This is a genomic window from Salinibacterium sp. ZJ70 (assembly GCF_011751865.2).
Lineage (GTDB): Bacteria > Actinomycetota > Actinomycetes > Actinomycetales > Microbacteriaceae > Homoserinibacter.
In genome coordinates this window covers 1,769,866-1,794,288 of sequence record NZ_CP061770.1, presented here as the reverse complement: position 1 = coordinate 1,794,288, position 24,423 = coordinate 1,769,866, and the positions used below count along the sequence as shown (strand labels likewise).

The following is a 24,423-nucleotide window of genomic DNA, read 5'->3' as shown; positions in this document are numbered from 1 at the left end:
TGCGTCGTCAGGAGTAGCCGCCCTTCGCGAGCCCTGCCTCCACCTCGAACCTGTTCGTGCGCGCCACATGCCCCGCCGCCAGGTACAGGATCGGCAGGGCGAGACCGTACGTGCGCCACTGCTCGCGATGCACGGCCTCGTGTTCGAGCACACGGTCGGGGGCGTCGCCCCGCGTGAGGAACACCGCGCCGATCGTCGTGCCGCCGCGACCGAACGCCCACCGGGGCAGGCGGGTGATGATGTGCAGACCGTGACTCCGGCGGTGGCGGCCCAAGAGGACCGTGCCCCACACGAACCCGCACGCCGTGGCCAGCCAGTAGCCGGGCACCGCGATCGCGCGCCACAGCAGAACGCGCCGGATGCCGGGCACCGCGACGACACCGCGCACGACCGCGGCCGCGGCGCGCTCGATGCGGTTCGGATCGGCGGGCCGGACGTACGGGGTCAGTCTCATGACCTCAGTGCCGCGATGAGCCTCAGGATCGTGGGTGCGCCGTCGACCGCCGCCGCCTCCGATTCGGGGGCGAACGATGCGATCGTCGCGCCGGCGAGCGGGAAGCGCGCGCAGAGGCCCCGGATGGCGGCGACGAGGTCGCCGGTGGCCACACCGAAGGGGATGGGAGTGAGCAGGCCCGAGAGCTCGCTCGGATCGAGCACGTCGAGGTCGATGTGCACGTAGATGCGTGCGGCGCCCGTGGCGGCAACCGCCTCGACGAGCACATCCGCGTCGATCTCCGACGCCGCGACGGCGCGGATGCCGTGCTCGGCGGCGAACTCCTCCTCGGCGGCATCCCAGTCGCGGGCACCCGCGATGACGACCCGTGGTCCGGCGACCACACCCTCCTCGACGAGCGAGGCGAGCACCATCCCGGCGAATGCCCCCGAGGGCGAGGTGATCGCGGTGTTCAGATCGGGGTGCGCGTCGAACCACACGACAGCGACGTCCTCGGATGCCGCGTGGGCGATCGCGCCTGCGCTCACGCCGCAGTCCCCGCCGATCACGATCGCCGGGGAGGGCACCTGGGAGAGCTCGCGCGTGAGGCGCTCGCGGACGGTGAGAACGGCGCCGAAGCGCGCGATGCCCGATCCGGCCGAATCGCCTGCCTCGAGCGGGACATCCACCTCGCGCGTCGAGTTCGCCGGCAGGTCGGCGCGGATCGCCCGCGCGCCGTCGGCGAGCCTCATCGCCCTGCTCGATGGAGATCCCTGCCACTGCGGCACGACGACGAACGACATAGTGCTCCCGACTGCGACGCGCACGTGCGCATCGTGTCGAAATCCTATGACGCTCAGAACTCGAAGACCTCGAACCGCCAAGGCCACGCCACGACGAGCGCCGAGGAGCCGTCCGCGCGCTCGACCGGCGCGAGCGCCACCACGTCGTAGTCGCCCGCGGGCACGGGTTCTCCCGCGGCACCGTCACCCATGTCGCAGGCCGTGAGAGGCAGCTCCGCGCGCAGCAGCATCGTCGCCCGCGGGGCGAGATCCACGTCCACGCGCTCGGTCGCATCGAGCTCGTTGAGCGCCACGACCACGCCGTCCTGCACGAGCGCCACCGAGACCGTGGCGGGCATCGTGCCCGTGACGAGATCCTCTCCCTCGTTCCGCAGCTCGAGCTCCAGCACGGTGGTCGGCGCGCCGGCGCCGTTCGGGTTCGTGATCCGCAGCTGAAGGTCGTCCGGGTGTGCGACGTAGCCCACGGCCTCACCGCCGCAGACGAGCTCGTCAGGGGCCGCGCGCGTCGCCGACTCGAGTGCGGCGTCGCCGGGCTCATCCATCATGACGGCGCTGTCGCCGCCCGCGGAGCCATCGCTCGCAGGACTCAGCCCGCCGAGCGAACCCCCGATGGCCACGGGGATCGCGAGCGCCGCCACCGCGAGCACCCCACCTGCACCGGCGGCGAGCTGCTTGGGGAGTCGGCGCGCACGCGCGCGGCGGACGATCCGCGCGGCGTCGAGCCCATGGGAGGGGCCGGAGCCGTCGTGCAGGAGGTCGCGAAGCTCAGATTCGGTGGGCACGGTCGCCCTCCTTCGTCTCGGTGGGACGCAGCGCGGGGGCACCGCGGTACGGCGTCGTTCCGGTACCTGGGCGAGCTCCAGCGGGCCCGAGTCGGCCCTCGGCCGTCCCGTCATCCGCGAGGGCGATCGCCATCTTGGCGAGGCCATCGCTCAGGTAGCGCTTGACCGCACCGGAGCTGATGCCGAGCGTCTGGGCGACGTCGTCGACCTTCAGGTCGTCGTAGTAGCGCAGCACGAGGCAGGCGCGCTCGCGGGGGGTGAGCTTGCGCAGCTCTCCGTGCAGATCGAGGCGCGCATCCGTCGCGGCGTCGGCGCCCGGGATCTCATCCCTCACATACTGGCCAGGCGCGATGCGCCGCCACAGGCTCACGCGGCGACCGCGATCGAGCGACGCGTTGAGGATCGCGCGCCGCACATACGCCTCAGCCGATTCGACGGTGAAGCCGTTGCGCAGACGACCGAAGGTGCGCACGAGCGCGTCCTGCACGAGGTCGGCGGCGTCCTCATCCCCGCCAGTGAGGAGCCGCGCGTAGCGCAGCAGAGCATCCCCGCGCTGCTCCACGAGCTCGGCGACGACGCGCTCCCAGGTGCGATCCGATGCCACGGCGACCTCCCTCCTCATCCTTGTAGACGAGGAGAGCGCAGAAAACGTTGTGGCGCTCCGAGAATCGCGGACGCGGGAGGCATGAGAAGTGCCCTTGACACGATTCGAACGTGCGACCTCTTCCTCCGGAGGGAAGCGCTCTATCCACTGAGCTACAAGGGCGTGACCCTCAGGCTACCAGCCCGAAGGAGTGCGGATCGCTGATCCGCGAGCGCGTCACGGCAGCGCGCTCAGCACCGTCGTCATGAGGTACTCGGCGTCGCCGGGCTCCATGAAGTAGCTGGAGCGCAGCACCACCCAGTACTGCTCCTCGAACACCACGGCCTCGCCGATTCCGCCCGCGACCGAGAAGTAGCCTTCGCCGCCGTACGTCGGCACCATCGTGCTGGAGTCGTAGGTGTCGTTCGCCATGCGCTCGAGCGTTCCCGCGTCGAACGACGCGACCGAGAGCTCGATCGTGTCCCCGCTCGTGTCGTTCTGCCATCTGCAGGCGAGGCCCTGTGATGCGGTCGCGCGCTCTGCAGGGGTTCCCGCCGTGGGGGTCCACGAACCGAGGAGGCTGAAGTTGGGGTTGAAGTCGTACATCGCCTGCAGGCTCACGAGCTCATCGCACGCGGCCGTGACGGGAGTGGACGTGGTGGGAGCCTCCGTCGGATCCGGTTCCGGTGCGGCCGTCTCGGTCGCCGCCGGCGTCGGCGCGTCCTTGGTGGGCTCAGGTTCCGCGGGCTGCGGGGTGCACCCCGCGAGCATGACCGAGAGCACGAGGGCGGATGCGGAGAGTCCGACGGTGAAGGGACGAGGCGCCATGGTGACCATTGTGTCCCCTCGGGTATGCCGGACGCGCGAGCAACAGGCCCCGGTAGGATCGTTGTTCGTGAATCCCGCTGAACTTTCCGCCGTCCTGCTCGACCACGTCCGACAGGCGGCGGTCGCGCGAGGGGCGGACCCCGAGAGCATCTCCGCCGACGAGGTTGCACTCGAGCGCCCCCGCAACCGCGACCACGGCGACTGGGCGTCCAACGTCGCCATGAAGCTCGGCAAGCGCCTCGGTGTCGCGCCGCGCGAGTTCGCGGACGCGCTCGCCGCGAGCCTCGTCACGGTCGACGGCATCGCCGCGGCCGACGTCGCGGGCCCCGGCTTCCTCAACATCACGCTCGACGCGGCCGCAGCGGGCCAGCTCGCCCGGCGCATCCTCGACGCGGGCGACGCCTACGGCGAGGGCACTCTCTACACGGGTGAGCGCATCAACCTCGAATTCGTCTCGGCGAACCCGACCGGCCCCATCCACATCGGCGGCACGCGCTGGGCGGCTGTCGGCGACAGCCTCGCGCGCCTCATGCAGGCGCAGGGCGGCGATGTCACGCGGGAGTACTACTTCAACGATCACGGCGCCCAGATCGACCGTTTCGCGCGCAGCCTGGTGGCCGCGCACCTCGGCGAGCCCGCCCCCGAGGACGGCTACGGCGGGGCGTACATTCTCGACATCGCGGCGCGCGTCGAGGCGAACTACCCCGGCGACCTCCAGGCGCTGCCCCGTGAGGAACTCCAGGAGGTGTTCCGCGAGGTGGGCGTCAACCTCATGTTCGGCGAGATCAAGGCGAGCCTGCACGAGTTCGGCGTCGACTTCGACGTGTACTTCCACGAGAACTCCCTGCACGAGGCGGGGGCCGTCGACCGTGCGGTCGCGCGCCTGCGCGAACTCGGCCACATCTACGAGGCCGACGGCGCCACGTGGCTGCGCACCACCTCGTTCGAGGACGACAAGGACCGCGTCGTCATCAAGTCCGACGGCGAACCGGCGTACATCTCGGGCGACCTCGCCTACTACCTCGACAAGCGCGAGCGCGGCTTCGACCGCTGCATCATCATGCTCGGCGCCGACCACCACGGCTATGTGCAGCGCCTCATGGCGATGACGGCCGCGTTCGGCGACACGCCCTACGTGAACCTCGAGATCCTCATCGGCCAGATGGTGAACCTCCTCAAGGACGGCGCTCCGATGCGCATGTCGAAGCGCGCGGGCACCGTCGTCACGATGGAGGACCTCGTCGAGGCGGTCGGCGTGGATGCCGCACGCTACGCGCTCGTCCGCAGCTCGATCGACTCCAACATCGACATCGATCTGGACCTGCTCTCCAAGAAGTCGAACGACAACCCCGTCTTCTACGTGCAGTACGCCCACTCGCGCACGCGCGCTGTCGCGCGCAACGCCGCCACCGCGGGCATCGACCCGTCGACCTTCGACCCGTCGCTGCTCAGCCACGAGACCGAGAGCGAGCTGCTCGGGGCGCTCGCCGACTTCCCGCGCGTGCTGCTGCAGGCCACCGAGTACCGCGAACCGCACCGCGTCGCGCGCTACCTCGAGGACCTCGCCGGCTCCTACCACCGCTGGTACGGCGCGACGCGCGTCATCCCGCAGGGAGACGACCCGGTCGAGGCGGTCCACGGCACTCGCCTCGTTCTCAACGACGCCACGGGCCAGGTGCTGCGCAACGGTCTGCGCCTGCTCGGAGTCTCGGCCCCCGAACGGATGTGACGATGATGGATCGCGACCCCTCGCTCAGCCCCGCACCGCGCTCGCGGCGCATCTGGCCGTGGGTCGTCGCGGTCTTCCTCATCGTCCTCGTGGCGGCGGTCATCGCGCTCATCGAGACGGTGGGGCGCGGCATCGCCGTCTCGGCCGTCGAGCAGGAGGTGCGCACCGCACTCGACGTGCCTGCCGAAACCCCCGTCGGGGTGGATCTCGGACCGGGCTCCCTCGCCTTCCAGGCACTCACCGGTCGCATCGAGCAGGTGAACGTGACCGTCGATCCGCTTGCGCTCGGGCCGCTCTCCGGCGAGGTGCTCATCGAAGCGCGTGGAGTGCCGCTGGATCAGAACGCCCCCGTCCGCGACCTGCAGGTGAGCTATCGCGTCCCGGAGGAGGCGCTCGGCGGGATCGCCGACCGCCTGAGCGGTGTCGACATCACCTCGGTGTCGCTCGAGGACGCGGAGATCGTCGCCTCGGGTGAGGTGTCGCTCCTCGGCATGACGCTCCCGCTCGGCCTCGGGCTGACGCCGGGCGCAGCCGACGGGGTCCTCACGTTCACGCCCACGAGCATCCGAATCGGAGATTCGACGTTCGATGCCGCGAGCCTCGCATCCGACAGGTTCTGGGGCGACGCGGCGCGCACCATCACGCAGACGCGTGCCGTGTGCATCGCCGATCGCCTGCCCGCGGCGCTCACCCTCGAAGACGTGCGGGTCGACGGCGGCGAGCTCGTCGTCGAACTCAACGGCGCAGGGCAGGCGCTCGGAGGCTCGGAGTTCCGCACGAAGGGCGTGTGCCCGGAGTGAGCGAGAGCATCGTGCGCCCACCGCGGATGGGCGCGGTGGCCTGGCGCCTCGGCGTCGCATCGGCGGTGGCGTGTGTCATCGTCGCGGCCGGACTCGCCATCGCGGGCGTCGTCTCGGCGGGCGAAGGAGGGGAGCTGCTCGCGTCGCTCATCCCCGCGATCCTCACCATCGGACTGGGGATGGCGGTGCCGCCGTTCCTGTTCGGAATGCTCGGCCTCGCGGCGGCCCAGCGGCCCCCGCGCCGGCTGCGCCGCGAACTCATCGCGCTCGCCATCGGCACGACCATCGGCGCCCTCATCTCACCGGTGCTCTTCTACGCCAACACGCCCGCATTCGGGCTCCTCGTGGCCGGCCTCGTCGCCGCCGCGACCCTGACGACGTTCTGCATCGTGCTTGCGCGACTGTGGCGCGGGCGCACGTCTCGGCCCGAGAGCTCATGACCCTCGGGGTATCCGAGAGCCGATAGAATCGCCGAGGCTTCAGGGACCAATCCGGGTTCGCTCGCCTCACCCCGTTCCGACGTACCGTGAGGTGAACGTGACTGCAAATCCCCTCGCTCCCGGGTGGCTGACCCACCCGGATGATGCGAACGCGCTCTCGAGCGACATCTGGCCAGCCAACGCCGATCGTGCTGACGGCGTCCTCCGCGTCGGAGGGGTCGACGCGCGCGCGCTGCAGGCCGCCTACGGCACACCGCTGTACGTCATCGACGAGGCGGATGCGCGGGCACGCGCCGCACGCATCCGCGACGCCTTCGCCGACGCTCTTGCGCCGCTCGGCACGCACGCCACCGTCTACTACGCCGGCAAGGCGTTCCTCTCGATCGAGGTGGCCCGCTGGATGGCCGAGGCCGGCCTCAACATCGACGTGTGCAGTGGGGGAGAGCTCGCCGTCGCGCTCGCGGCGGGGGTCGACCCGGCACGGCTCGGGTTCCACGGCAACAACAAGAGCCTCGCCGAGATCGACCGCGCGGTCGAGATCGGCATGGGCGCGATCGTGCTCGACAGCATCATCGAGATCGAGCGTGTCGCGGAGGCCGCGGCGCGGCACGGGCGCGTGCAGGCAGTGCGTCTGCGCATCAACTCGGGCGTGCATGCCTCCACCCACGAGTACCTCGCGACCGCGCGTGAGGACCAGAAGTTCGGCATCCCGCTCGCCGAGACCGCCGAGGTGGTCGCCCGCATCCGTGCGCACGAGTCGCTTCGGTTCCTGGGCCTTCATTCGCACATCGGCTCTCAGATCTTCGACTCCTCGGGCTTCGCCGAGGCGATCCGCCGTCTCGTGGAGGTGCACGCCGCACTGCTCGAAGACGGCCCCGTCCCCGAGCTCAACCTCGGCGGAGGGTTCGGCATCGCCTACACGGATGCCGACGTCGTGACCCCCATCGAGACGATCGCCGCCGACTTCGCGGCCACCCTGCAGGCCGAGACGGCGCGCATGGGCGTGCCCGTGCCCGCGATCGCGATCGAGCCCGGCCGCTCCATCATCGGCCCCGCCGGCATCACGCTCTACGAGGTCGGCACGATCAAGGACGTCACCGTCGAGGAGGTCGCCGTGCGCCGCTATGTGAGCGTCGACGGCGGTATGAGCGACAACGCGCGCCCTGCCCTCTACGAGGCCGACTACACGGTGCGCCTCGCGAACCGTGTCTCCGACACCGACCCTGCGCTCGTGCGCGTCGCCGGCAAGCACTGCGAATCGGGGGACATCGTCGTGCGCGACGCCTACCTTCCCGGCGACGTGCAGCCGGGCGACCTCCTCGCCGTCCCCGCGACAGGCGCCTACTGCTGGTCGCTCTCGAGCAACTACAACTATCTCGGGCGCCCCGCCGTCGTCGCCGTGCGCGACGGCGACAGCCGGGTGCTCATCCGTCGCGAAGACGAACACGACCTGCTGCGCCGCGACAGCAGCTACATCCCGACCACCAACCCGAACACGGAACGCCTCGCATGATCGAATATCGCAACATCCGCGTCGCCATCCTCGGAGCCGGCTCCGTCGGCGCACAGGTGACCTCCCTGCTTCTCGCCCACGGGGACGAGCTCGCCAGCCGCGCCGGTGCCGGCCTCGAGGTGGTCGGCGTCGCCGTCCGCGACCTCGACGCACCGCGCACGGCCGACATCCCGCGCGAGCTCCTCACCACCGATGCGCGCTCGCTCATCCTCGGCGCCGACATCGTCATCGAGCTCATGGGAGGCATCGAACCCGCGCGCGAGTACATCAGGCTCGCGCTCTCCTCGGGTGCCGACGTCATCACCGCCAACAAGGCGCTGCTGGCGAACCACGGCCCCGAGCTCTTCGCCATCGCCGAGCAGGTGGGCGCGCAGCTCTACTACGAAGCCGCCGTCGGGGGAGCGATCCCGATCATCCGTCCGCTGCGCGACAGCCTCGCGGGCGACCGCATCAACCGCATCCTCGGCATCGTCAACGGCACGACGAACTACATCCTCGACCGCATGGACCGCGAAGGCGACACGTTCGAGAACGCGCTCGCGATCGCGACCGACCTCGGATACGCCGAAGCCGATCCGACAGCCGACATCGAGAGCTACGACGCCGCGCAGAAGGCCGCGATCCTCGCGAGCCTCGCCTTCCACACGACCGTTCCCGTCGATGCCGTGCACCGCGAGGGCATCACGAGCATCACGCGCGAGCAGATGGTCGCCGCCCAGCGCGCCGGCTACGTCATCAAGCTCCTCGCCGTGTGCGAGCGCGTCACCGACCCCGAGACGGGCATCGACGGCGTGAGCGCGCGCGTGCACCCCGCTCTCGTGCCGCTCGCTCACCCGCTCGCCGCCGTGCACGGTGCCAACAACGCCGTGTTCGTGCAGGCCGAGGCAGCCGGAAGCCTCATGTTCTATGGTGCGGGAGCCGGTGGCATCCAGACGGCATCCGCCGTGCTCGGCGACCTCGTCTCGGCCGCGCGCCGCCACGTCGTCGGCGGTCCCGGTGTCGCTGAATCCACCCACGCCGACCTGCCGATCCTTCCGATCGGCTCGGCATGCACCCGCTACCAGATCACCCTCAAGGTGCTCGACCGCCCCGGTGTGCTCGCGCAGGTCGCCACGATCTTCAGCGACAACGGCGTCTCGGTCGAGGCCGTGCAGCAGACTGTCGACGCGCCCGCGCCCGACGGTCAGGAGGACAGCGGCACCGGCGCTACGCTGGTGATCGGCACGCACCAGGCGACCGAGTCCTCGCTCGCCGCGACCGTTGAGGCTCTCGCTGCCAGCTCAGTCGTCGAGCGCGTGGACAGCGTGCTCCGAGTCGAAGGATTGTAGGAACATGGCCCACCAGTGGCGCGGCGTGCTTCACGAGTACGCAGACCGTCTCGACGTCTCCGACGCGACCCCCATCATCACGCTCGGCGAGGGCGGCACCCCGCTCATCCCCGCCGCCGCGCTCTCCGCGCGCACGGGCGCGAACGTGTGGGTCAAGTTCGAGGGCATGAACCCCACCGGGTCCTTCAAGGACCGCGGCATGACGATGGCCGTCTCGAAGGCCGTCGAGGCCGGTGCGAAGGCGATCATCTGCGCCTCGACCGGCAACACCTCGGCCTCGGCTGCCGCCTACGCGACCCACGCCGGCATCAAGGCCGCGGTGCTCGTGCCCGAAGGCAAGATCGCGATGGGCAAGCTCGCGCAGGCGATCGCCCACGGCGCCGAGCTCCTCCAGGTGCGCGGCAACTTCGACGACTGTCTCGACCTCGCGCGCGAGCTCGCCGCGAACTACCCGGTGCACCTCGTCAACTCGGTCAACAACGATCGCATCGAGGGCCAGAAGACGGCGGCCTTCGAGGTCGTCGAGGTTCTCGGCGACGCGCCCGACTTCCACTTCATCCCCGTCGGCAACGCGGGCAACTACACCGCCTACGCGCGCGGCTACCAGGAGGAGGCCGTGCGCGGCGTCACCACGAAGCGCCCGCGTATGTTCGGCTTCCAGGCCGCAGGCTCGGCGCCCATCGTGCGCGGCGAGATCGTGAAGAACCCCGACACGATCGCGACCGCCATCCGCATCGGCAACCCCGCTTCGTGGGAGCTTGCGCTCACCGCGCGCGACGAGACCGACGGATACTTCGGCGCCATCACCGACGAGAAGATCCTCGAGGCGCACCGCATCCTCTCGAGCGAGGTCGGCATCTTCGTCGAGCCCGGCTCGGCCGCGAGCATCGCGGGCCTCCTGGAGCGCGCCGAGGCGGGCGCGCTCCCCAAGGGCGCGACCGTCGTCGCGACGGTCACCGGCCACGGTCTCAAGGACCCGCAGTGGGCCCTCCGCAACGCGGACGGCTCCGAGGCGCAGCCCACGAGCGTGGCGGTCGACCCCGCCGAGATCGCCAGCGTGCTCGGACTCACCGGGGGAGCTGCGTGACCCTCGTCGGGCGCACCGTCACGGTGCGCGTCCCCGCCACCACCGCCAACCTCGGACCCGGTTTCGACACGCTCGGCATGGCTCTCGCCGTGTACGACGAGCTGCAGGTGACCGCCCGCCAGGAACCGGGCGTGGTCGTCCAGGTGCACGGCGTCGGCGAGGGCGAGGTGCCCACCGACGAGACGAACCTCGTCGCTCGCGCCATCGCGCACGCGTTCGCCGCAGTCGGCCAGGAGCTTCCGGGCCTTGAGCTCGTCGCGCGCAACACCATCCCGCACGGCCGAGGCATGGGTTCCTCGGGCGCCGCGATCGTCTCGGGCATCATGGCCGCCAAGGGCCTGCTCGAGGGCATCGTCGAGTTCGACGAGGACATGCTCCTCGGTCTCGCGACCGAGATGGAAGGTCACCCCGACAACGTCGCGCCCGCGCTCTTCGGCGGTCTCACGATCACGTGGACCACGCCCGAGGGCCCGCGCTTCAAGAAGCTCATGGTGCACCGCGGCGTGAGCCCCCTCGTGGCCGTCCCCACCGAGCTGACGATGTCGACGGCTCTCGCCCGCAGCCTGCAGCCCACCTCGGTGCCGCACGAGGACGCGATCTTCAACGTGTCGCGATCGGCCCTCCTGATCGCCTCGCTCATCCAGAGCCCCGAGCTGCTGCTCGCCGCGACCGAGGACAAGCTGCACCAGAACTACCGTGCGAGCGCGATGCCGCAGACGAACGCCCTCATCCAGGCGCTGCGCGCCGAGGGTCTCGCCGCTGTCGTCTCGGGAGCCGGCCCGTCGATCCTCGTGCTGGGAAGCGACCCGTCGCAGCGTCTGCGTGCCGCGGAGCTCATCGCCGAGCACGCCGAATCGAACTGGGAGTGCCTGATGCTCGCCGTCGACTTCCGGGGTGCTACAGTGGTGGTGCACTCCGACGACGCCGCAGCATAGTCTGGCGCGAGGGGGCATTCACCGGCATTCGCCAACCGCAGGTTCCTGCACGTGTCATGTGACATCACATGCGATCTCGAACCGCAACCGGCGGTGCATTGACTCCGGGACTCTCTGTGCCCGGTCCGAAAGGACATTCCTGTCGTGAACGACGCCACCACTTCCCCCGAACTCATCGGCAACCGAGTCGCGCTCACGCGTCTGCGTCTGCCCGAGCTCCAGGCCCTCGCCACCGAGCACGGCCTCACCGGCCTCTCCCAGATGCGCAAGGTCGACCTCGTCGAGGCCCTCGCGGATCTCGCTGAGGCTCGCGCAGCCGGCACCCAGGCGCCCGCTCAGGCCGCGCCGGCCAAGTCGGTCGCCAAGAAGCCCGTTGCCGCGCAGCCCGCAGAGGCCGCGGAGCCTGTTGCTGAGCAGACCGCTCCCGCCGAGGAGGCGGCTCCCGCCGCGGAGACCGTTGAGGCTCCCGCCGAGCAGCCCGCTCCCTCGCGTTCGCGTCGCGGTTCGCGCCGTGCGAGCTCGGCCACCGCCGACGCCGCATCGATCGCCGCCGCGCTTCCGGTTCTCGACGCGGAGGCCGCCGCCGCGGTGCCCCGCCGCAGCGCAGCTCAGCACGCCGCCCAGGCCGAGCTCGGCCTCGAGCTCGACAAGCTCGTGCCCGTGAGCGAGCAGCAGGACCAGCCCGCCGCCGAGAGCGAGACGCCCGCCGAGGGTGAGGCCCCCCAGTCGAGCCGCCGCAGCCGCAACCGCCGCGGCGGACGCGGAGGCAACAAGGACAACCAGGGCCAGAACCAGAACGGCGGCCAGCAGGCCGAGGCCGAGGCTGAGGCAGAGGCCCAGCCCGAACAGCAGCAGCAGAACCAGCAGGGTCCGCGCGAGCAGCAGAGCCAGCGCGAGCAGCAGGAGGGCGAGGGCCGCGGCCGTCGCAACCGCGACCGCAACCGCAACCGTCGCGGTGGTGCCAGCACCGACGACATCGACCCCGAGATCGCGGATGACGACGTGCTCATCCCCATCGCGGGCATCCTCGACGTGCTCGAGAACTACGCCTTCGTGCGCACCACGGGCTACCTCCCGGGACCGAGCGACGTCTACGTCTCGCTCGGCCAGGTGAAGAAGTACAACCTCCGCAAGGGAGACGCCGTCGTCGGCGCCATCCGTCAGCCGGGTGAGGGCGAGCAGCAGAGCGGCCGCCAGAAGTACAACGCCATCGTGCGCATCGACTCGGTCAACGGCCAGTCGGTCGACGAGGCGGCGAACCGCGTCGACTTCGGCAAGCTCACGCCGATCTACCCGAACGAGCGCCTGCGTCTCGAGACGACCCCCGAGAAGCTCTCGACGCGCATCATCGACCTCATCGCCCCGATCGGCAAGGGCCAGCGCGGACTCATCGTCGCGCCCCCGAAGGCGGGCAAGACGCTCATCCTCCAGGCGATCGCGAAGGCCATCGCCGAGAACAACCCCGAGGTCCACATCATGGTGGTCCTCGTGGACGAGCGTCCCGAAGAGGTCACCGACATGCAGCGTTCGGTGCGCGGCGAGGTCATCGCCTCGACGTTCGACCGCCCCGCTGAGGACCACACGACGGTCGCGGAGCTCGCGATCGAGCGCGCGAAGCGCCTCGTCGAGCTCGGCAACGACGTCGTCGTGCTGCTCGACTCGATCACGCGCCTCGGCCGTGCCTACAACCTCGCGTCGCCCGCCTCGGGTCGCGTGCTCTCGGGTGGCGTCGACGCGTCGGCGCTCTACCCGCCGAAGAAGTTCTTCGGTGCGGCGCGCAACATCGAGGGCGGCGGCTCGCTCACCATCCTCGCGACTGCGCTCGTCGAGACCGGATCCAAGATGGACGAGGTCATCTTCGAGGAGTTCAAGGGCACCGGCAACATGGAGCTGCGCCTCTCGCGTGCTCTCGCCGACAAGCGCATCTTCCCGGCGGTCGACATCTACGCGTCGAGCACCCGCCGCGAGGAGGAGCTGCTCTCGGCCGACGAGGTCAAGATCACGTGGCGTCTGCGCCGTGCCCTCGCGGGTCTCGAACTGCAGCAGCAGCTCGAGGTCGTGCTCGGCAAGCTCAAGGAGACCTCGTCGAACGTCGAGTTCCTCGTGCAGATCCAGAAGTCGCTCCCCGCGGGCGGCAACGGCGCAGCGCACAAGGAGTAAGCCGTGTTCGAATCGGTCCAGTCGCTGCTGGCCGAGCATGAGCAGCTTCAGCAGCAGCTCGCGGATCCTGCGATCCACGCGGATGCTGCCCGTGCCAAGAAGGTCAACCGGCGCTACGCCGAGCTGAGCCAGATCGCGCGCGCCCACGAGCTGTGGCAGCAGTCGGAATCCGACCTCGCCGCCGCTCGTGAGCTCGCGCGTGAGGATGAGGCGTTCGCCGAGGAGATCCCCGTTCTCGAGGAGACCCTGCAGGCGGCTCAGGAGAAGCTGCGCCGCCTGCTCATCCCGCGTGATCCGGACGACGGTCGCGACGTGATCATGGAGATCAAGGGCGGCGAGGGCGGCGAGGAATCGGCGCTCTTCGCGGCCGACCTTCTGCGCATGTACATCCACTACGCGGAGTCCCGCGGGTGGAAGACGGAGCTGCTCGAACGCAACGAGTCGGACCTCGGCGGCTACAAGGACGTCCAGGTCGCGATCAAGTCGAACTCGACGGATCCCGCCGATGGCGTGTGGGCGAGCCTCAAGTACGAGGGCGGCGTGCACCGCGTGCAGCGCGTGCCGGCGACCGAATCGCAGGGCCGCATCCACACCTCGACGACGGGCGTGCTCGTCTTCCCCGAGGTGGATGAGCCCGAAGAGGTGCAGATCGATCAGAACGATCTGAAGATCGATGTGTACCGCTCGTCCGGCCCCGGCGGCCAGTCGGTCAACACGACCGACTCGGCGGTGCGCATCACGCACCTTCCGACGGGCATCGTCGTGTCGATGCAGAACGAGAAGTCGCAGCTGCAGAACCGGGAGGCGGCGATGCGCGTGCTGCGCGCCCGCATCCTCGCGAAGCAGCAGGAGGAGCTCGACGCGATCGCGTCCGACGCGCGCAAGAGCCAGATCCGCTCCATGGATCGCTCGGAGCGCATCCGCACCTACAACTTCCCCGAGAACCGCATCGCCGATCACCGCACCGGCTACAAGGCCTACAACCTCGACCAGGTGATGAACGGCGCGATCGGCCCCGTCATCGAATCCTGCATCCGCATGGATGAAGAGGCGCGCCTCGCGGCCCTCGGCGGCGACGAGTAGCGCGTGTCCTCGACCCTCGGTTCGCTCCGCACGATCGCCGAACTGCGCGCCCACGGCGTCCGTGTGCTCGAGCTCGCGCACGTGCCGACGCCCGAGGTGGATGCAGAGCTGCTGCTCGCGCATGTGCTCGGCATCAGTCGCGGCCAGGTGCAGGCGAAGGTCATCACGGGTTCCGCGCTGAGCGCCGAGGATCGCATCGCGTTCCTGGATGCTGTCGAGCGCCGCGCCGCACGCGAACCTCTGCAGCACATCACCGGGGTCGCGTACTTCCGCTCGCTCGAGCTCGCGGTGGGCCCCGGGGTCTTCGTGCCGCGACCCGAGACCGAGTTCGTCGCGCAGCTCGCGATCGACGCGCTGCAGGCCGTCGCCTCGCCTGGGCCCGTCGCCGTGGACCTGTGCACGGGCTCCGGGGCGATCGCGCTCGCGCTCGCCACCGAGGTGCCGCACGCGCGGATCGCCGCCGTCGAGAAGAGCCCCGAGGCGTTCATCTGGGCGACGCAGAACCTGCGCGCCGTCGGCGCCGACAACCTGCGTCTCGTGCATGCCGACATGGCGGATGCGCTTCCCGAACTCGACGGCACCGTCGACGTCGTGATCTCGAACCCGCCCTACGTGCCGGACGATGCGATCCCGCGCGACCCCGAGGTGCGCCTGCACGACCCCGCCATGGCGCTCTACGGCGGAGCCGACGGCCTCGACCTCGTGCGTGTGCTCTCCCAGCGGGCGCTCGCGCTCCTTCACCCGGGCGGATCCCTCGTCATCGAGCATGGCGAGCTGCAGGGCGCCGAGATCCGCGCGCTGCTCGTCGCGGACGGCTGGCGCGCCACCGCGACGCACCGCGACCTCCTCGGCCGCGACCGCGCGACCACCGCGATCCGCTGACGCACGCCGCGCCCCCGCACCGGCATGACCGGGCATTCAGGCGCGCGCTCCTAAGATGGGTACGCCATGGCGATCTACGACACAAGCGTCCCTGACCAGCTGATGACGGGGATGCGTCTCGCGCGCGGCGCGATCGGGCGCGGCGAGCTCGTCGTCATCCCCACCGACACCGTCTATGGTGTCGCCGCCGACGCGTTCTCGCCCGAAGCCGTCCAGCGTCTTCTCGACGCGAAGGGTCGCGACCGCACCGCGCCGCCGCCCGTGCTCGTGCCGGGCCTGCCGACGCTCGACGCCCTCGCGGATGTCGTCCCGGATGAGGTGCGTGCGCTCGTCGCCGAGTTCTGGCCTGGAGGCCTCACCGTCATCCTGCGCGCGCGCTCGATGCTCGACTGGGATCTGGGTGACACCCGCGGCACCGTGGCGCTGCGCATGCCGAGCGACCCGATCGCCCTCGAACTTCTCGCCGAGACCGGCCCCCTCGCCGTCTCGAGCGCCAACCGCACGGGCGAGCCCGCTGCGATGACCGCAGCCCAGGCGGAGGCCATGCTCGGCGACTCCGTCGCCGTCTACCTCGAAGCAGGAACGGCGGGGGAGGCGTACCCGGACGCCGACGCGCACCAGGGATCGACCATCGTCGACGCGACCAACCTCGAGCACGCCGACGGCAAGCTGCGCATCGTCCGCCAGGGTGTGATCCCGCGCGACGAGATCATCCGCGTCGTGGGGGCTGAGCGATGCGCATAATCTATTACCTCGCGGCTGCCGGCGTCGCGGGAGTCGTCTCGTTCGCGCTCTCGCTCGTCATCTGGAAGCTCTCGCACCGCTACCGGCTCTACCCGACGATCCGCGAGCGCGACGTGCACACACGCCCCACCCCGCGACTCGGGGGAGTGGCGATGTACTTCGGGGTCGTCGCCGCGTTCGGGGTCGGCTCGCTCATCCCCGAGCTCGCTCTCGTCTACTCCCAGCCCGCCCACATCTGGGGCCTGCTGGGGGCTGCGACCATGATCGTGCTGATCGGCGTCGCCGACGACATCTGGGATCTGGACTGGCTCACGAAGCTCGTGGGCCAGATCCTCGCCGCCACGCTGCTCGCGTGGTCGGGCATCCAGTTCCTGTCGTTCCCGCTGCCGGGCGCCGTCGTGACGCTCGCCACCTGGCAGTCGCTCGCGATCACGGTCTTCACGATCGTGCTGCTCATGAACGCCCTGAACTTCATCGACGGTCTCGACGGTCTCGTCGCGGGTGTCGCGATCATCGCCAATGGCGTGTTCTCGGTGTACATCTTCATCATCTCGGACGGGCCCGCGCGTCAGAGCGAGTACTTCAGCCTCGCGCAGCTGATCTCCGCCGTCCTCATCGGCGCGTGTCTCGGCTTCCTGCCACTGAACTGGCATCGCGCGAGACTCTTCATGGGGGATGCCGGGGCTCTGCTCGTCGGCCTCCTGATGGCCGCGTCCACGATCGCCGTCACCGGTCAGATCGACCCGCAGGCCCTCGACGAGACGGTCGGCAGCCCGCGACAGTTCCTCCCGGCGTTCATCCCGCTTCTCATCCTCATCATCCCGCTGCTCGACTTCGCACTCGCCGTCATCCGGCGCCTGCGCGCCGGGCAGTCGCCGTTCGCCGCCGACCGCAAGCACCTGCACCATCGCCTGCTCGACATGGGGCACTCGCACCTCGTCTCCGTGCTCGTGCTCTACGCGTGGACCGCGGTGGTGTCCGTCGGTGTGCTGCTGTTCCTCTTCCTCGACACGTGGTGGGCGGCCCTCGGCACCCTGCTGGGCCTCGCCGCGTGCACGATCATCACCTTCGCCCCGCTCAGCCGGCCACGCACCGACGTGATCGAATCCGCCGACGCTGACACCCCCCGCGAACTCGCCGACCTGCACCCCGAGAAGGAGACGCACGCATGAGCGCGCCCGCCGACAACCCGATCCTCACCACCTCGCTGCGCTGGGGAGGCATCTTCGCCCTCGTGGTGGCTGTTCTCGCCTCGGGCGTCGGTCTGCTCGCCGCAGGGCTGCCCGGACTCTGGGCGGCGCTCCTCGCCACCGGGCTCGCCGCGGTGTTCCTGGGCCTCACGGCCGGCAGCATGATCCTCGCGAGCCGGTTGACCCCCAACGACCCCACGAGCCCCGTGTACTTCGGCATCGTGCTCGGCGTCTTCGGGCTCAAGCTCATCGTGTTCTTCATCCTCGCGATCTGGCTGCGCACGCAGACCTGGCTCGACCCCTTCGTCTTCCTCGGCACGGTCATCGTCTTCGTGCTCGGATCCCTCGTGATCGACGCTCTCGCCTTCCAGCGCGCGCGTGTCCCGTACGCCGATGTCGCCCTCCCCGGAGACGACGAAACTGAGGATTCCGGCCGGTAAGGGCGTCCTCGCCCCCCTCTCCGGCCTGTTAGGCTGGGGTCATTCCCTTCGATCGTCGTGTGTTCGCACGCCCCGAGCCTTGGAGTAAGCGCTGCTAGCTTCTGCCCTCACCCCCATAGTTCGGTTCGCTGATGACAACGGCGGATTCCACGGACCGTCGCTGAGCGACTTCGTCCCGCCGGCCATCCTGTTCGCGGGTACGCCGTTCGAGATGAACCGCATCATGATCCTCCGCGTGGTCATCACGGTGCTGCTCATCGTGTGGCTGCTGATCGCCACGCGCAACATGCGAATCGTCCCCACGCGCGCTCAGGCCGCGACCGAGTTCATCCTCGGCTTCGTGCGCAACAACATCGTCATCGAGACTCTCGGTGAGAAGGACGGCAAGCGCTTCATGGCGCCGCTGATGACGATGTTCCTCCTGACGCTCGCCTTGAACCTCACCGGCATCGTGCCCGGCATCAACATCGCCGGAACGAGCGTCATCGGCCTGCCGATCGTGCTCGCGATCGTGTCGTACGTGATGTTCATCTACGCTGGCATCCGCAAGCACGGAGGCGGGTTCTTCAAGACCGCGCTCTTCCCGGCGGGTGTTCCGTGGCCGCTCTACATCGTCGTCACGCCGATCGAGCTGATCTCCACGTTCATCCTCCGTCCGGTGACGCTCGCCCTTCGTCTTCTGATGAACATGGTCGCGGGCCACATGCTGCTCGTGCTCTGCTTCTCGGCCACGCACTTCTTCTTCTTCACGGTGCTGGCAGACGGAAACTTCCTCGGCCTTCTCGGAGTGGGAACGCTCGCCTTCGGCGCGGCCTTCACCCTCTTCGAGCTGCTCGTGGCGGCACTGCAGGCTTACGTCTTCACCTTCCTCGCGGCCGTCTACATCCAGCTCGCGCTGGCTGACGAGCACTGACCCTCGGCACCCGCCGGAAACCAAACCACACAAGAAAAGGAAACCTCTCGTGATTGTTGGATACCTCGCTCCTCTCGCCTTCGGTCTCGCCTCGATCGGCTCGGCCATCGGTGTGGGTCTCGTCGTCGGCAAGACCATCGAGTCGGTTGCTCGCCAGCCCGAGCTCCAGGGCCGCCTGACGGGTCTGATGTTCCTCGGCATCGCGTTCACCGAGGCGCTCGCCTTCATCGCGATCGCGGTCGGCTTCATCCCGTTCACCGCCCCCGCCGTCTAAGCACCCCCACCTAACTAAGGAGGTCGGGATGCTGCCCGCATTCCTCGACGTACGCATGGCAGAGGATGTCAATCCTCTTCTGCCTGCGGACTACGACATCATCTGGTCGGCGGTCATCTTCGTCGCCCTGCTCATCGTCGTCGCGTACTTCGTCGTCCCGCGTCTCAACACGGCGCTCGACGCCCGCGCTGAGGCGATCGAAGGCGGTCTGAAGAAGGCCGAGGAGGCCCAGGCCGCTGCGGCCGCCGCTCGAGACGAGTACAACGCTCAGCTCGCCGAGGCGCGCGCTGAGGCAGCCCGGATCCGCGAGCAGGCCCGCACCGACGGGCAGGCGATCATCGCCGAGCTCAAGGAGCAGGCCCAGGCCGAAGCGAACCGCATCGCCGCCACCGCCCAGGCGCAGATCGAGGCCGAGCGCTCTGCCGCTCTCGTCTCGCTCCGTGCCGAGGTCGGAACCCTCGCCCTCGACCTCGCGTCGGGTGTCATCGGCGAGTCGCTCGCCGACGACAAGAAGTCCGGTGCCCTTGTGGACCGCTTCCTCGCCGACCTCGAGGCCGACGAGAAGGCGAAGGCGGGCAAGTAGATGGGTTCGGCGTCACGCGTTGCCCTCGCAGCCGCTACGCAGCAGCTGGCTGCCGCGAAGGGTGTGAGCCTCGCCACCGGTGAGCAGCTGCTTGCCGCGGGTCGTGCGGTGGAGTCCTCGGCGCAGCTGCGCTCGACGCTCGCCGACCCCGCGGTCGAGCCTGCTCGCAAGTCGGCGCTCCTCGCGAGCATCTTCGGCTCGCTCGACAAGACGGCTTTCGGCCTTCTGTCCGGCATCGTCGAGTCGCGCTGGTCGGACGCTGGTGAGCTCGTCGACGGCATCGAGGAGATCGGCATCCGTGCCATCGCCCAGGCTTCCGGTGCGAACGCCGGCATCGAGGCGGAGCTGTTCAGCTTCGGTCGCGCGGTGGCGAGCGACAACGAGCTCGAGCTCGCTGTCAGCAGCAAGCTCGGCTCGGCCGACGCGAAGGCTGCGCTCGTCTCGAAGCTCCTCGCGGGCAAGGCCCACGAGGGAACCGTCGCGATCATGCGTCACCTGGTGCAGAGCCCCCGTGGCCGGCGCATCGGGCAGCTCGTGTCGCGTGCGGCCGACATCGTCGCCTCGGCTAACGGCGCGCTCGTCGCGACCGTGACCGCCGCGGCTCCGCTCTCGGCCACGCAGCTGGCCGCACTCGAGAAGACGCTGTCGGGTCGCTATGGCCAGACGCTCCGCGTCAACCTCAACATCGACCCCACCATCGTGGGAGGGCTGCGCGTGCAGATCGGCGACGACGTCATCGACGGAACCGTTGCTTCGCGCCTCGCCGACCTCCGCATCCGACTGGCCGGCTGACACCGGCGCCCAGACGCACCACTCCAAGGAAGAGACATGGCAGACATCACGATCAGCCCGGACGAGATCCGATCCGCGCTCAAGGACTTCGTCGCCGGCTACGAGCCGAACAAGGCGACCACGACCGAGGTCGGCACCGTCATCGACGCCGCCGACGGCATCGCCCACGTTCAGGGCCTCCCGGGCGCCATGGCGAACGAGCTCCTCCGTTTCGACGACGGCACGCTCGGTCTCGCGCTCAACCTCGACGAGGACAGCATCGGTGTCATCGTGCTCGGTGAGTTCACCGGCATCGTCGAGGGCCAGGCCGTGACCCGTACGGGCGAGGTCCTCTCGTCGCCCGTCGGCGACGGCTTCCTCGGACGCGTCGTCGACCCGCTCGGCAACCCGATCGACGGCCTCGGTGAGATCGTCGCAGAGGGTCGCCGCGCCCTCGAGCTCCAGGCCCCCGGCGTCATGGCCCGTAAGTCGGTCCACGAGCCGATGCAGACCGGCATCAAGGCGATCGACGCCATGATCCCCGTCGGCCGCGGCCAGCGTCAGCTGATCATCGGCGACCGCCAGACCGGCAAGACCGCGATCGCGATCGACACGATCATCAACCAGAAGGCCAACTGGGAGTCCGGCGACGTCAACAAGCAGGTTCGCTGCATCTACGTCGCCATCGGTCAGAAGGGCTCGACGATCGCCGCCGTCAAGGGCGCGCTCGAAGAGGCCGGCGCGATGGAGTACACGACGATCGTCGCCGCTCCCGCGTCCGACCCCGCCGGCTTCAAGTACCTCGCCCCCTACACCGGTTCGGCCATCGGCCAGCACTGGATGTACGGCGGCAAGCACGTCCTGATCATCTTCGATGACCTGTCGAAGCAGGCCGAGGCCTACCGTGCCGTGTCGCTGCTCCTCCGCCGCCCGCCGGGCCGCGAGGCGTACCCCGGTGACGTCTTCTACCTGCACTCGCGTCTGCTCGAGCGCTGCGCGAAGCTCTCCGACGAGCTGGGCGCCGGCTCGATGACCGGTCTTCCGATCATCGAGACCAAGGCCAACGACGTCTCGGCGTACATCCCGACCAACGTGATCTCGATCACCGACGGCCAGATCTTCCTCCAGTCCGACCTCTTCAACGCCAACCAGCGTCCGGCGGTCGACGTGGGTATCTCCGTCTCGCGAGTCGGTGGTGACGCTCAGGTCAAGAGCATCAAGAAGGTCTCGGGAACGCTGAAGCTCGAGCTCGCGCAGTACCGCGCGCTCGAGGCGTTCGCCCTCTTCGCCTCCGACCTCGACGCCGCCAGCCGTCGTCAGCTCGAGCGTGGTGCGCGCCTCACGGAGCTCCTCCGTCAGCCGCAGTACTCGCCGTTCCCCGTCGAGAACCAGGTCGTCTCGATCTGGGCCGGCACCAAGGGCAAGCTCGACACGATCCCCGTCGAGGACGTCCTGCGCTTCGAGCGCGAGCTCCACGAGTACCTCGGTCGCAACACCGACATCCTCACGAAGCTCCGCGACACCAACGTCCTCGACGACGACACCGAGGCTGCTCTCGACAAGGCCGTGGACGCGTTCCTCGCCGAGTTCCAGCCCGGCGCAGAGGCCTCGGGCATCGGCAGCGAGGAGTTCGCCGCCGCTGAGGTCGAAGACGTCAACCAGGAGCGCATCGTGAAGGGCAAGCGCTGATCCCTCGCGGATAGCGCCCTCATCGAGCCCTACGACAGGAAGAGAAGGACATGGGAGCCCAGCTTCGGGTCTACCGGCAGAAGATCCGCTCTGCCCAGACGACCAAGAAGATCACCCGTGCCATGGAGCTGATTGCGGCGAGCCGCATTCAGAAGGCGCTCAATCGGGTTTCGGCGTCCGCGCCGTACGCTCGTGCGGTGACGCGTGCGGTCTCTGCGGTGGCCACCTACTCGAACGTGAGCCACGTGCTCACGACCGAGCCGGAGACCATCCGCCGCGCGGCAGTCGTCGTATTCAGCTCCGACCGCGGCCTCGCCGGTGCGTTCAACGCGAACGTGCTGCGCGAGAGCGAAGAGCTCACCACTCTGCTCCACGAGCAGGGCAAGGAGGTCGTCTACTATGTGGTCGGCCGCCGCGGTGTGAGCTACTTCAACTTCCGCAAGCGCACGGTGGAGCGTTCGTGGATCGGTGACACCGATACCCCGAGCTTCGCCACGGCACAGGAGATCAGCGAGGAGATCGTTCAGCGCTTCATCCAGGACACGGATGAAGGCGGCGTCGACGAGATCCACATCGTGTACAACCGCTTCGTCTCGATGCTGACGCAGGAGCCCGAGGTCGTTCGCCTCCTCCCGCTCGAGGTCGTCGACGGCGTCGAAGAGCCGGGGGATGCTGAGATCTTCCCGCTCTACGAGTTCGAGCCGGAGCCCGACGCGGTGCTCGACGCGCTGCTGCCGGTGTACATCGAGAGCCGCGTCTTCAACGCGCTGCTGCAGTCGGCTGCTTCCAAGCAGGCCGCCACGCAGAAGGCGATGAAGTCCGCCTCGGACAACGCCGACAAGCTCATCCGCGACTACACCCGCCTTGCGAACAACGCGCGTCAGGCGGAGATCACCCAGCAGATTTCCGAGATCGTGGGCGGCGCTGACGCCCTCGGTCCGGCGAAGTAACGATCAGGAAAAGAGAGACCATGGCTACCGCTACCAAGAAGGCGAGCGAGACCGTCGTCGCCGGCGGCGTCGGACGCATCGCACGCGTCACGGGCCCCGTTGTCGACATCGAGTTCCCCCACGACGCCATCCCCGGCATCTACAACGCGCTCGAGACCACGATCACCATCGGCGACGAGTCGACCACGATCGTTCTCGAGGTCGCTCAGCACCTCGGTGACGACCTCATCCGCGCCATCGCCCTGAAGCCGACCGACGGTCTCGTCCGCGGCCAGGAGGTGCGCGACACCGGCGCCCCCATCTCGGTGCCCGTCGGCGACGTCACCAAGGGCAAGGTCTTCAACGTCACCGGTGAGATCCTCAACGGTGTTCCGGGCGAGACGATCGAGATCACCGAGCGCTGGCCGATCCACCGCAAGCCCCCGGCCTTCGACCAGCTCGAGTCGAAGACGCAGCTCTTCGAGACCGGCATCAAGTCGATCGACCTCCTCACCCCCTACGTGCAGGGTGGAAAGATCGGTCTCTTCGGTGGAGCCGGTGTCGGCAAGACCGTCCTCATCCAGGAGATGATCCAGCGCGTCGCGCAGGACCACGGTGGTGTGTCGGTGTTCGCCGGTGTCGGTGAGCGCACCCGTGAGGGCAACGACCTCATCCACGAGATGGAGGAGGCGGGCGTCTTCGACAAGACCGCCCTCGTCTTCGGCCAGATGGACGAGCCGCCGGGAACGCGTCTGCGCGTCGCCCTGTCGGCCCTCACGATGGCGGAGTACTTCCGTGACGTGCAGAAGCAGGACGTGCTCCTCTTCATCGACAACATCTTCCGCTTCACGCAGGCCGGTTCCGAGGTGTCGACCCTTCTGGGACGTATGCCTTCGGCCGTGGGTTACCAGCCGAACCTCGCCGACGAGATGGGTGTGCTCCAGGAGCGCATCACCTCGACGCGTGGTCACTCGATCACCTCGCTGCAGGCGATCTACGTGCCGGCCGATGACTACACCGACCCGGCTCCGGCGACCACCTTCGCCCACCTCGACGCCACCACCGAGCTCTCGCGTGAGATCGCGTCGAAGGGTCTGTACCCGGCCATCGACCCGCTGACCTCCACGTCGCGCATCATGGACCCCCGCTACTTGGGCGAGGACCACTACCGCGTGGCGACGTCGGTCAAGGCGATCCTGCAGAAGAACAAGGAGCTCCAGGAGATCATCGCGATCCTCGGTGTCGACGAGCTCTCCGAGGAAGACAAGATCACCGTCTCCCGCGCGCGTCGCATCCAGCAGTTCCTCTCGCAGAACACCTACATGGCGAAGAAGTTCACCGGTGTCGAGGGCTCGACCGTGCCGCTCAAGGAGACCATCGAATCGTTCGACGCGATCGTCCGCGGTGACTTCGACCACGTCGCCGAGCAGGCCTTCTTCAACGTCGGCGGAATCGCCGACGTCGAGGCCAAGTGGGCGCAGATCCAGAAGGAGAACGGCTGATC

General features: G+C 69.1%; 25 protein-coding genes and 1 tRNA gene. 20 read left to right on the top strand and 6 right to left on the bottom strand.

Features of this window, described 5'->3' with window-relative positions; all coding sequences use genetic code 11:
• Positions 1–7: 7 nt before the first annotated feature.
• The 6 genes from HCR12_RS08480 to HCR12_RS08455 all read right to left on the bottom strand — a co-directional run bounded on the left by HCR12_RS08480 (position 8) and on the right by HCR12_RS08455 (position 3,429).
• A complete protein-coding gene (locus HCR12_RS08480) occupies positions 8–454 on the bottom strand; it encodes a hypothetical protein (RefSeq protein ID WP_224763358.1) in 447 nt (148 codons plus the stop codon).
• The gene (locus HCR12_RS08475; protein WP_224763357.1) at positions 451–1,185 is read right to left on the bottom strand and encodes an arginase family protein; all 735 of its coding nucleotides are present in this window, start codon (positions 1,183–1,185) and stop codon (positions 451–453) included. The genes HCR12_RS08480 and HCR12_RS08475 overlap by 4 nt, the downstream gene beginning before the upstream one ends.
• Before the next feature lie 104 nt (positions 1,186–1,289).
• Entirely contained in the window at positions 1,290–2,018 is a 729-nt protein-coding gene (locus HCR12_RS08470; RefSeq protein ID WP_166865289.1) for a hypothetical protein, read from the bottom strand.
• On the bottom strand, positions 2,002–2,622 hold the full coding sequence (locus HCR12_RS08465) for a sigma-70 family RNA polymerase sigma factor (RefSeq protein ID WP_224763355.1): 621 nt from the start codon (positions 2,620–2,622) through the stop codon (positions 2,002–2,004). The genes HCR12_RS08470 and HCR12_RS08465 overlap by 17 nt, the downstream gene beginning before the upstream one ends.
• Positions 2,623–2,711: 89 nt before the next feature.
• Positions 2,712–2,784 (bottom strand) — tRNA-Arg (locus HCR12_RS08460).
• A 54-nt stretch (positions 2,785–2,838) separates the two neighbouring features.
• A complete protein-coding gene (locus HCR12_RS08455; protein ID WP_166865281.1) occupies positions 2,839–3,429 on the bottom strand; it encodes an arginyl-tRNA synthetase in 591 nt (196 codons plus the stop codon).
• 67 nt (positions 3,430–3,496) lie between these two features.
• Between HCR12_RS08455 and argS the strand changes: the two genes are divergently transcribed.
• The 20 genes from argS to atpD all read left to right on the top strand — a co-directional run bounded on the left by argS (position 3,497) and on the right by atpD (position 24,421).
• Positions 3,497–5,158: an arginine--tRNA ligase gene (argS, locus tag HCR12_RS08450; protein WP_370589303.1), complete on the top strand. Its 1,662-nt coding sequence runs from the start codon at positions 3,497–3,499 to the stop codon at positions 5,156–5,158.
• 2 nt (positions 5,159–5,160) lie between these two features.
• Positions 5,161–5,958 carry an LmeA family phospholipid-binding protein gene (locus HCR12_RS08445; RefSeq protein WP_166865276.1) on the top strand — a complete coding sequence of 266 codons (798 nt, stop codon included), beginning with the start codon at positions 5,161–5,163 and terminating at the stop codon, positions 5,956–5,958.
• The gene (locus tag HCR12_RS08440) at positions 5,955–6,398 is read left to right on the top strand and encodes a hypothetical protein (RefSeq protein WP_166865273.1); all 444 of its coding nucleotides are present in this window, start codon (positions 5,955–5,957) and stop codon (positions 6,396–6,398) included. The genes HCR12_RS08445 and HCR12_RS08440 overlap by 4 nt, the downstream gene beginning before the upstream one ends.
• Positions 6,399–6,495: 97 nt before the next feature.
• Positions 6,496–7,911 (top strand): diaminopimelate decarboxylase, encoded by a 1,416-nt coding sequence (lysA, locus tag HCR12_RS08435; RefSeq protein WP_166865270.1) that lies wholly within the window; start codon positions 6,496–6,498, stop codon positions 7,909–7,911.
• The gene (locus HCR12_RS08430) at positions 7,908–9,239 is read left to right on the top strand and encodes a homoserine dehydrogenase (RefSeq protein WP_166865266.1); all 1,332 of its coding nucleotides are present in this window, start codon (positions 7,908–7,910) and stop codon (positions 9,237–9,239) included. Before lysA ends, HCR12_RS08430 begins: the two co-directional genes overlap by 4 nt.
• A 4-nt stretch (positions 9,240–9,243) precedes the next feature.
• Complete coding sequence (thrC, locus tag HCR12_RS08425) at positions 9,244–10,326, top strand: threonine synthase (protein ID WP_166865263.1); 1,083 nt, start codon at positions 9,244–9,246, stop codon at positions 10,324–10,326.
• Positions 10,323–11,261 (top strand): homoserine kinase, encoded by a 939-nt coding sequence (thrB, locus tag HCR12_RS08420; protein WP_166865259.1) that lies wholly within the window; start codon positions 10,323–10,325, stop codon positions 11,259–11,261. The genes thrC and thrB overlap by 4 nt, the downstream gene beginning before the upstream one ends.
• Positions 11,262–11,405: 144 nt before the next feature.
• Complete coding sequence (rho, locus tag HCR12_RS08415; protein WP_191412324.1) at positions 11,406–13,421, top strand: transcription termination factor Rho; 2,016 nt, start codon at positions 11,406–11,408, stop codon at positions 13,419–13,421.
• 3 nt (positions 13,422–13,424) lie between these two features.
• A complete protein-coding gene (gene prfA, locus HCR12_RS08410) occupies positions 13,425–14,504 on the top strand; it encodes a peptide chain release factor 1 (RefSeq protein WP_166865256.1) in 1,080 nt (359 codons plus the stop codon).
• Positions 14,505–14,537: 33 nt separating this feature from the next.
• A complete protein-coding gene (gene prmC / locus HCR12_RS08405; protein ID WP_224763718.1) occupies positions 14,538–15,386 on the top strand; it encodes a peptide chain release factor N(5)-glutamine methyltransferase in 849 nt (282 codons plus the stop codon).
• A 66-nt stretch (positions 15,387–15,452) separates the two neighbouring features.
• Positions 15,453–16,130: an L-threonylcarbamoyladenylate synthase gene (locus HCR12_RS08400; RefSeq protein ID WP_166865251.1), complete on the top strand. Its 678-nt coding sequence runs from the start codon at positions 15,453–15,455 to the stop codon at positions 16,128–16,130.
• Complete coding sequence (locus HCR12_RS08395) at positions 16,121–17,302, top strand: MraY family glycosyltransferase (protein WP_224763353.1); 1,182 nt, start codon at positions 16,121–16,123, stop codon at positions 17,300–17,302. Before HCR12_RS08400 ends, HCR12_RS08395 begins: the two co-directional genes overlap by 10 nt.
• Positions 17,299–17,760 (top strand): Cg1360 family ATP-synthase-associated protein, encoded by a 462-nt coding sequence (locus HCR12_RS08390; RefSeq protein WP_166865249.1) that lies wholly within the window; start codon positions 17,299–17,301, stop codon positions 17,758–17,760. Before HCR12_RS08395 ends, HCR12_RS08390 begins: the two co-directional genes overlap by 4 nt.
• Positions 17,761–17,971: 211 nt before the next feature.
• Positions 17,972–18,673 (top strand): F0F1 ATP synthase subunit A, encoded by a 702-nt coding sequence (gene atpB / locus HCR12_RS08385; protein WP_347877733.1) that lies wholly within the window; start codon positions 17,972–17,974, stop codon positions 18,671–18,673.
• Between the two features lie 49 nt (positions 18,674–18,722).
• The gene (atpE, locus tag HCR12_RS08380; RefSeq protein ID WP_166865247.1) at positions 18,723–18,947 is read left to right on the top strand and encodes an ATP synthase F0 subunit C; all 225 of its coding nucleotides are present in this window, start codon (positions 18,723–18,725) and stop codon (positions 18,945–18,947) included.
• Between the two features lie 28 nt (positions 18,948–18,975).
• A complete protein-coding gene (locus tag HCR12_RS08375; protein ID WP_224763351.1) occupies positions 18,976–19,530 on the top strand; it encodes a F0F1 ATP synthase subunit B in 555 nt (184 codons plus the stop codon).
• Positions 19,531–20,322, top strand: coding sequence for a F0F1 ATP synthase subunit delta (locus HCR12_RS08370; protein ID WP_166865245.1), 792 nt, complete (start codon positions 19,531–19,533; stop codon positions 20,320–20,322).
• Positions 20,323–20,358: 36 nt separating this feature from the next.
• Positions 20,359–21,990, top strand: coding sequence for a F0F1 ATP synthase subunit alpha (gene atpA / locus HCR12_RS08365; RefSeq protein WP_166865243.1), 1,632 nt, complete (start codon positions 20,359–20,361; stop codon positions 21,988–21,990).
• Positions 21,991–22,040: 50 nt separating this feature from the next.
• On the top strand, positions 22,041–22,940 hold the full coding sequence (locus HCR12_RS08360; protein ID WP_166865241.1) for a F0F1 ATP synthase subunit gamma: 900 nt from the start codon (positions 22,041–22,043) through the stop codon (positions 22,938–22,940).
• A 20-nt stretch (positions 22,941–22,960) separates the two neighbouring features.
• Complete coding sequence (gene atpD, locus HCR12_RS08355; RefSeq protein ID WP_166865239.1) at positions 22,961–24,421, top strand: F0F1 ATP synthase subunit beta; 1,461 nt, start codon at positions 22,961–22,963, stop codon at positions 24,419–24,421.
• Positions 24,422–24,423 lie beyond the last annotated feature (2 nt).

Excerpts from the sequence above, each read along its gene's own strand:
- HCR12_RS08360 (WP_166865241.1), top strand. The coding sequence starts at position 22,041 with ATGGGAGCCCAGCTTCGGGTCTACCGGCAGAAGATCCGCTCTGCCCAG.
- atpA (WP_166865243.1), top strand. The coding sequence starts at position 20,359 with ATGGCAGACATCACGATCAGCCCGGACGAGATCCGATCCGCGCTCAAG.
- atpB (WP_347877733.1), top strand. The coding sequence starts at position 17,972 with ATGAACCGCATCATGATCCTCCGCGTGGTCATCACGGTGCTGCTCATC.
- HCR12_RS08480 (WP_224763358.1), bottom strand. The coding sequence starts at position 454 with ATGAGACTGACCCCGTACGTCCGGCCCGCCGATCCGAACCGCATCGAG.
- HCR12_RS08370 (WP_166865245.1), top strand. The coding sequence starts at position 19,531 with ATGGGTTCGGCGTCACGCGTTGCCCTCGCAGCCGCTACGCAGCAGCTG.
- HCR12_RS08445 (WP_166865276.1), top strand. The coding sequence starts at position 5,161 with ATGATGGATCGCGACCCCTCGCTCAGCCCCGCACCGCGCTCGCGGCGC.
- thrC (WP_166865263.1), top strand. The coding sequence starts at position 9,244 with ATGGCCCACCAGTGGCGCGGCGTGCTTCACGAGTACGCAGACCGTCTC.
- HCR12_RS08455 (WP_166865281.1), bottom strand. The coding sequence starts at position 3,429 with ATGGCGCCTCGTCCCTTCACCGTCGGACTCTCCGCATCCGCCCTCGTG.
- HCR12_RS08400 (WP_166865251.1), top strand. The coding sequence starts at position 15,453 with ATGGCGATCTACGACACAAGCGTCCCTGACCAGCTGATGACGGGGATG.
- HCR12_RS08475 (WP_224763357.1), bottom strand. The coding sequence starts at position 1,185 with ATGAGGCTCGCCGACGGCGCGCGGGCGATCCGCGCCGACCTGCCGGCG.
- HCR12_RS08430 (WP_166865266.1), top strand. The coding sequence starts at position 7,908 with ATGATCGAATATCGCAACATCCGCGTCGCCATCCTCGGAGCCGGCTCC.
- HCR12_RS08390 (WP_166865249.1), top strand. The coding sequence starts at position 17,299 with ATGAGCGCGCCCGCCGACAACCCGATCCTCACCACCTCGCTGCGCTGG.
- HCR12_RS08395 (WP_224763353.1), top strand. The coding sequence starts at position 16,121 with ATGCGCATAATCTATTACCTCGCGGCTGCCGGCGTCGCGGGAGTCGTC.
- atpD (WP_166865239.1), top strand. The coding sequence starts at position 22,961 with ATGGCTACCGCTACCAAGAAGGCGAGCGAGACCGTCGTCGCCGGCGGC.
- HCR12_RS08375 (WP_224763351.1), top strand. The coding sequence starts at position 18,976 with ATGCTGCCCGCATTCCTCGACGTACGCATGGCAGAGGATGTCAATCCT.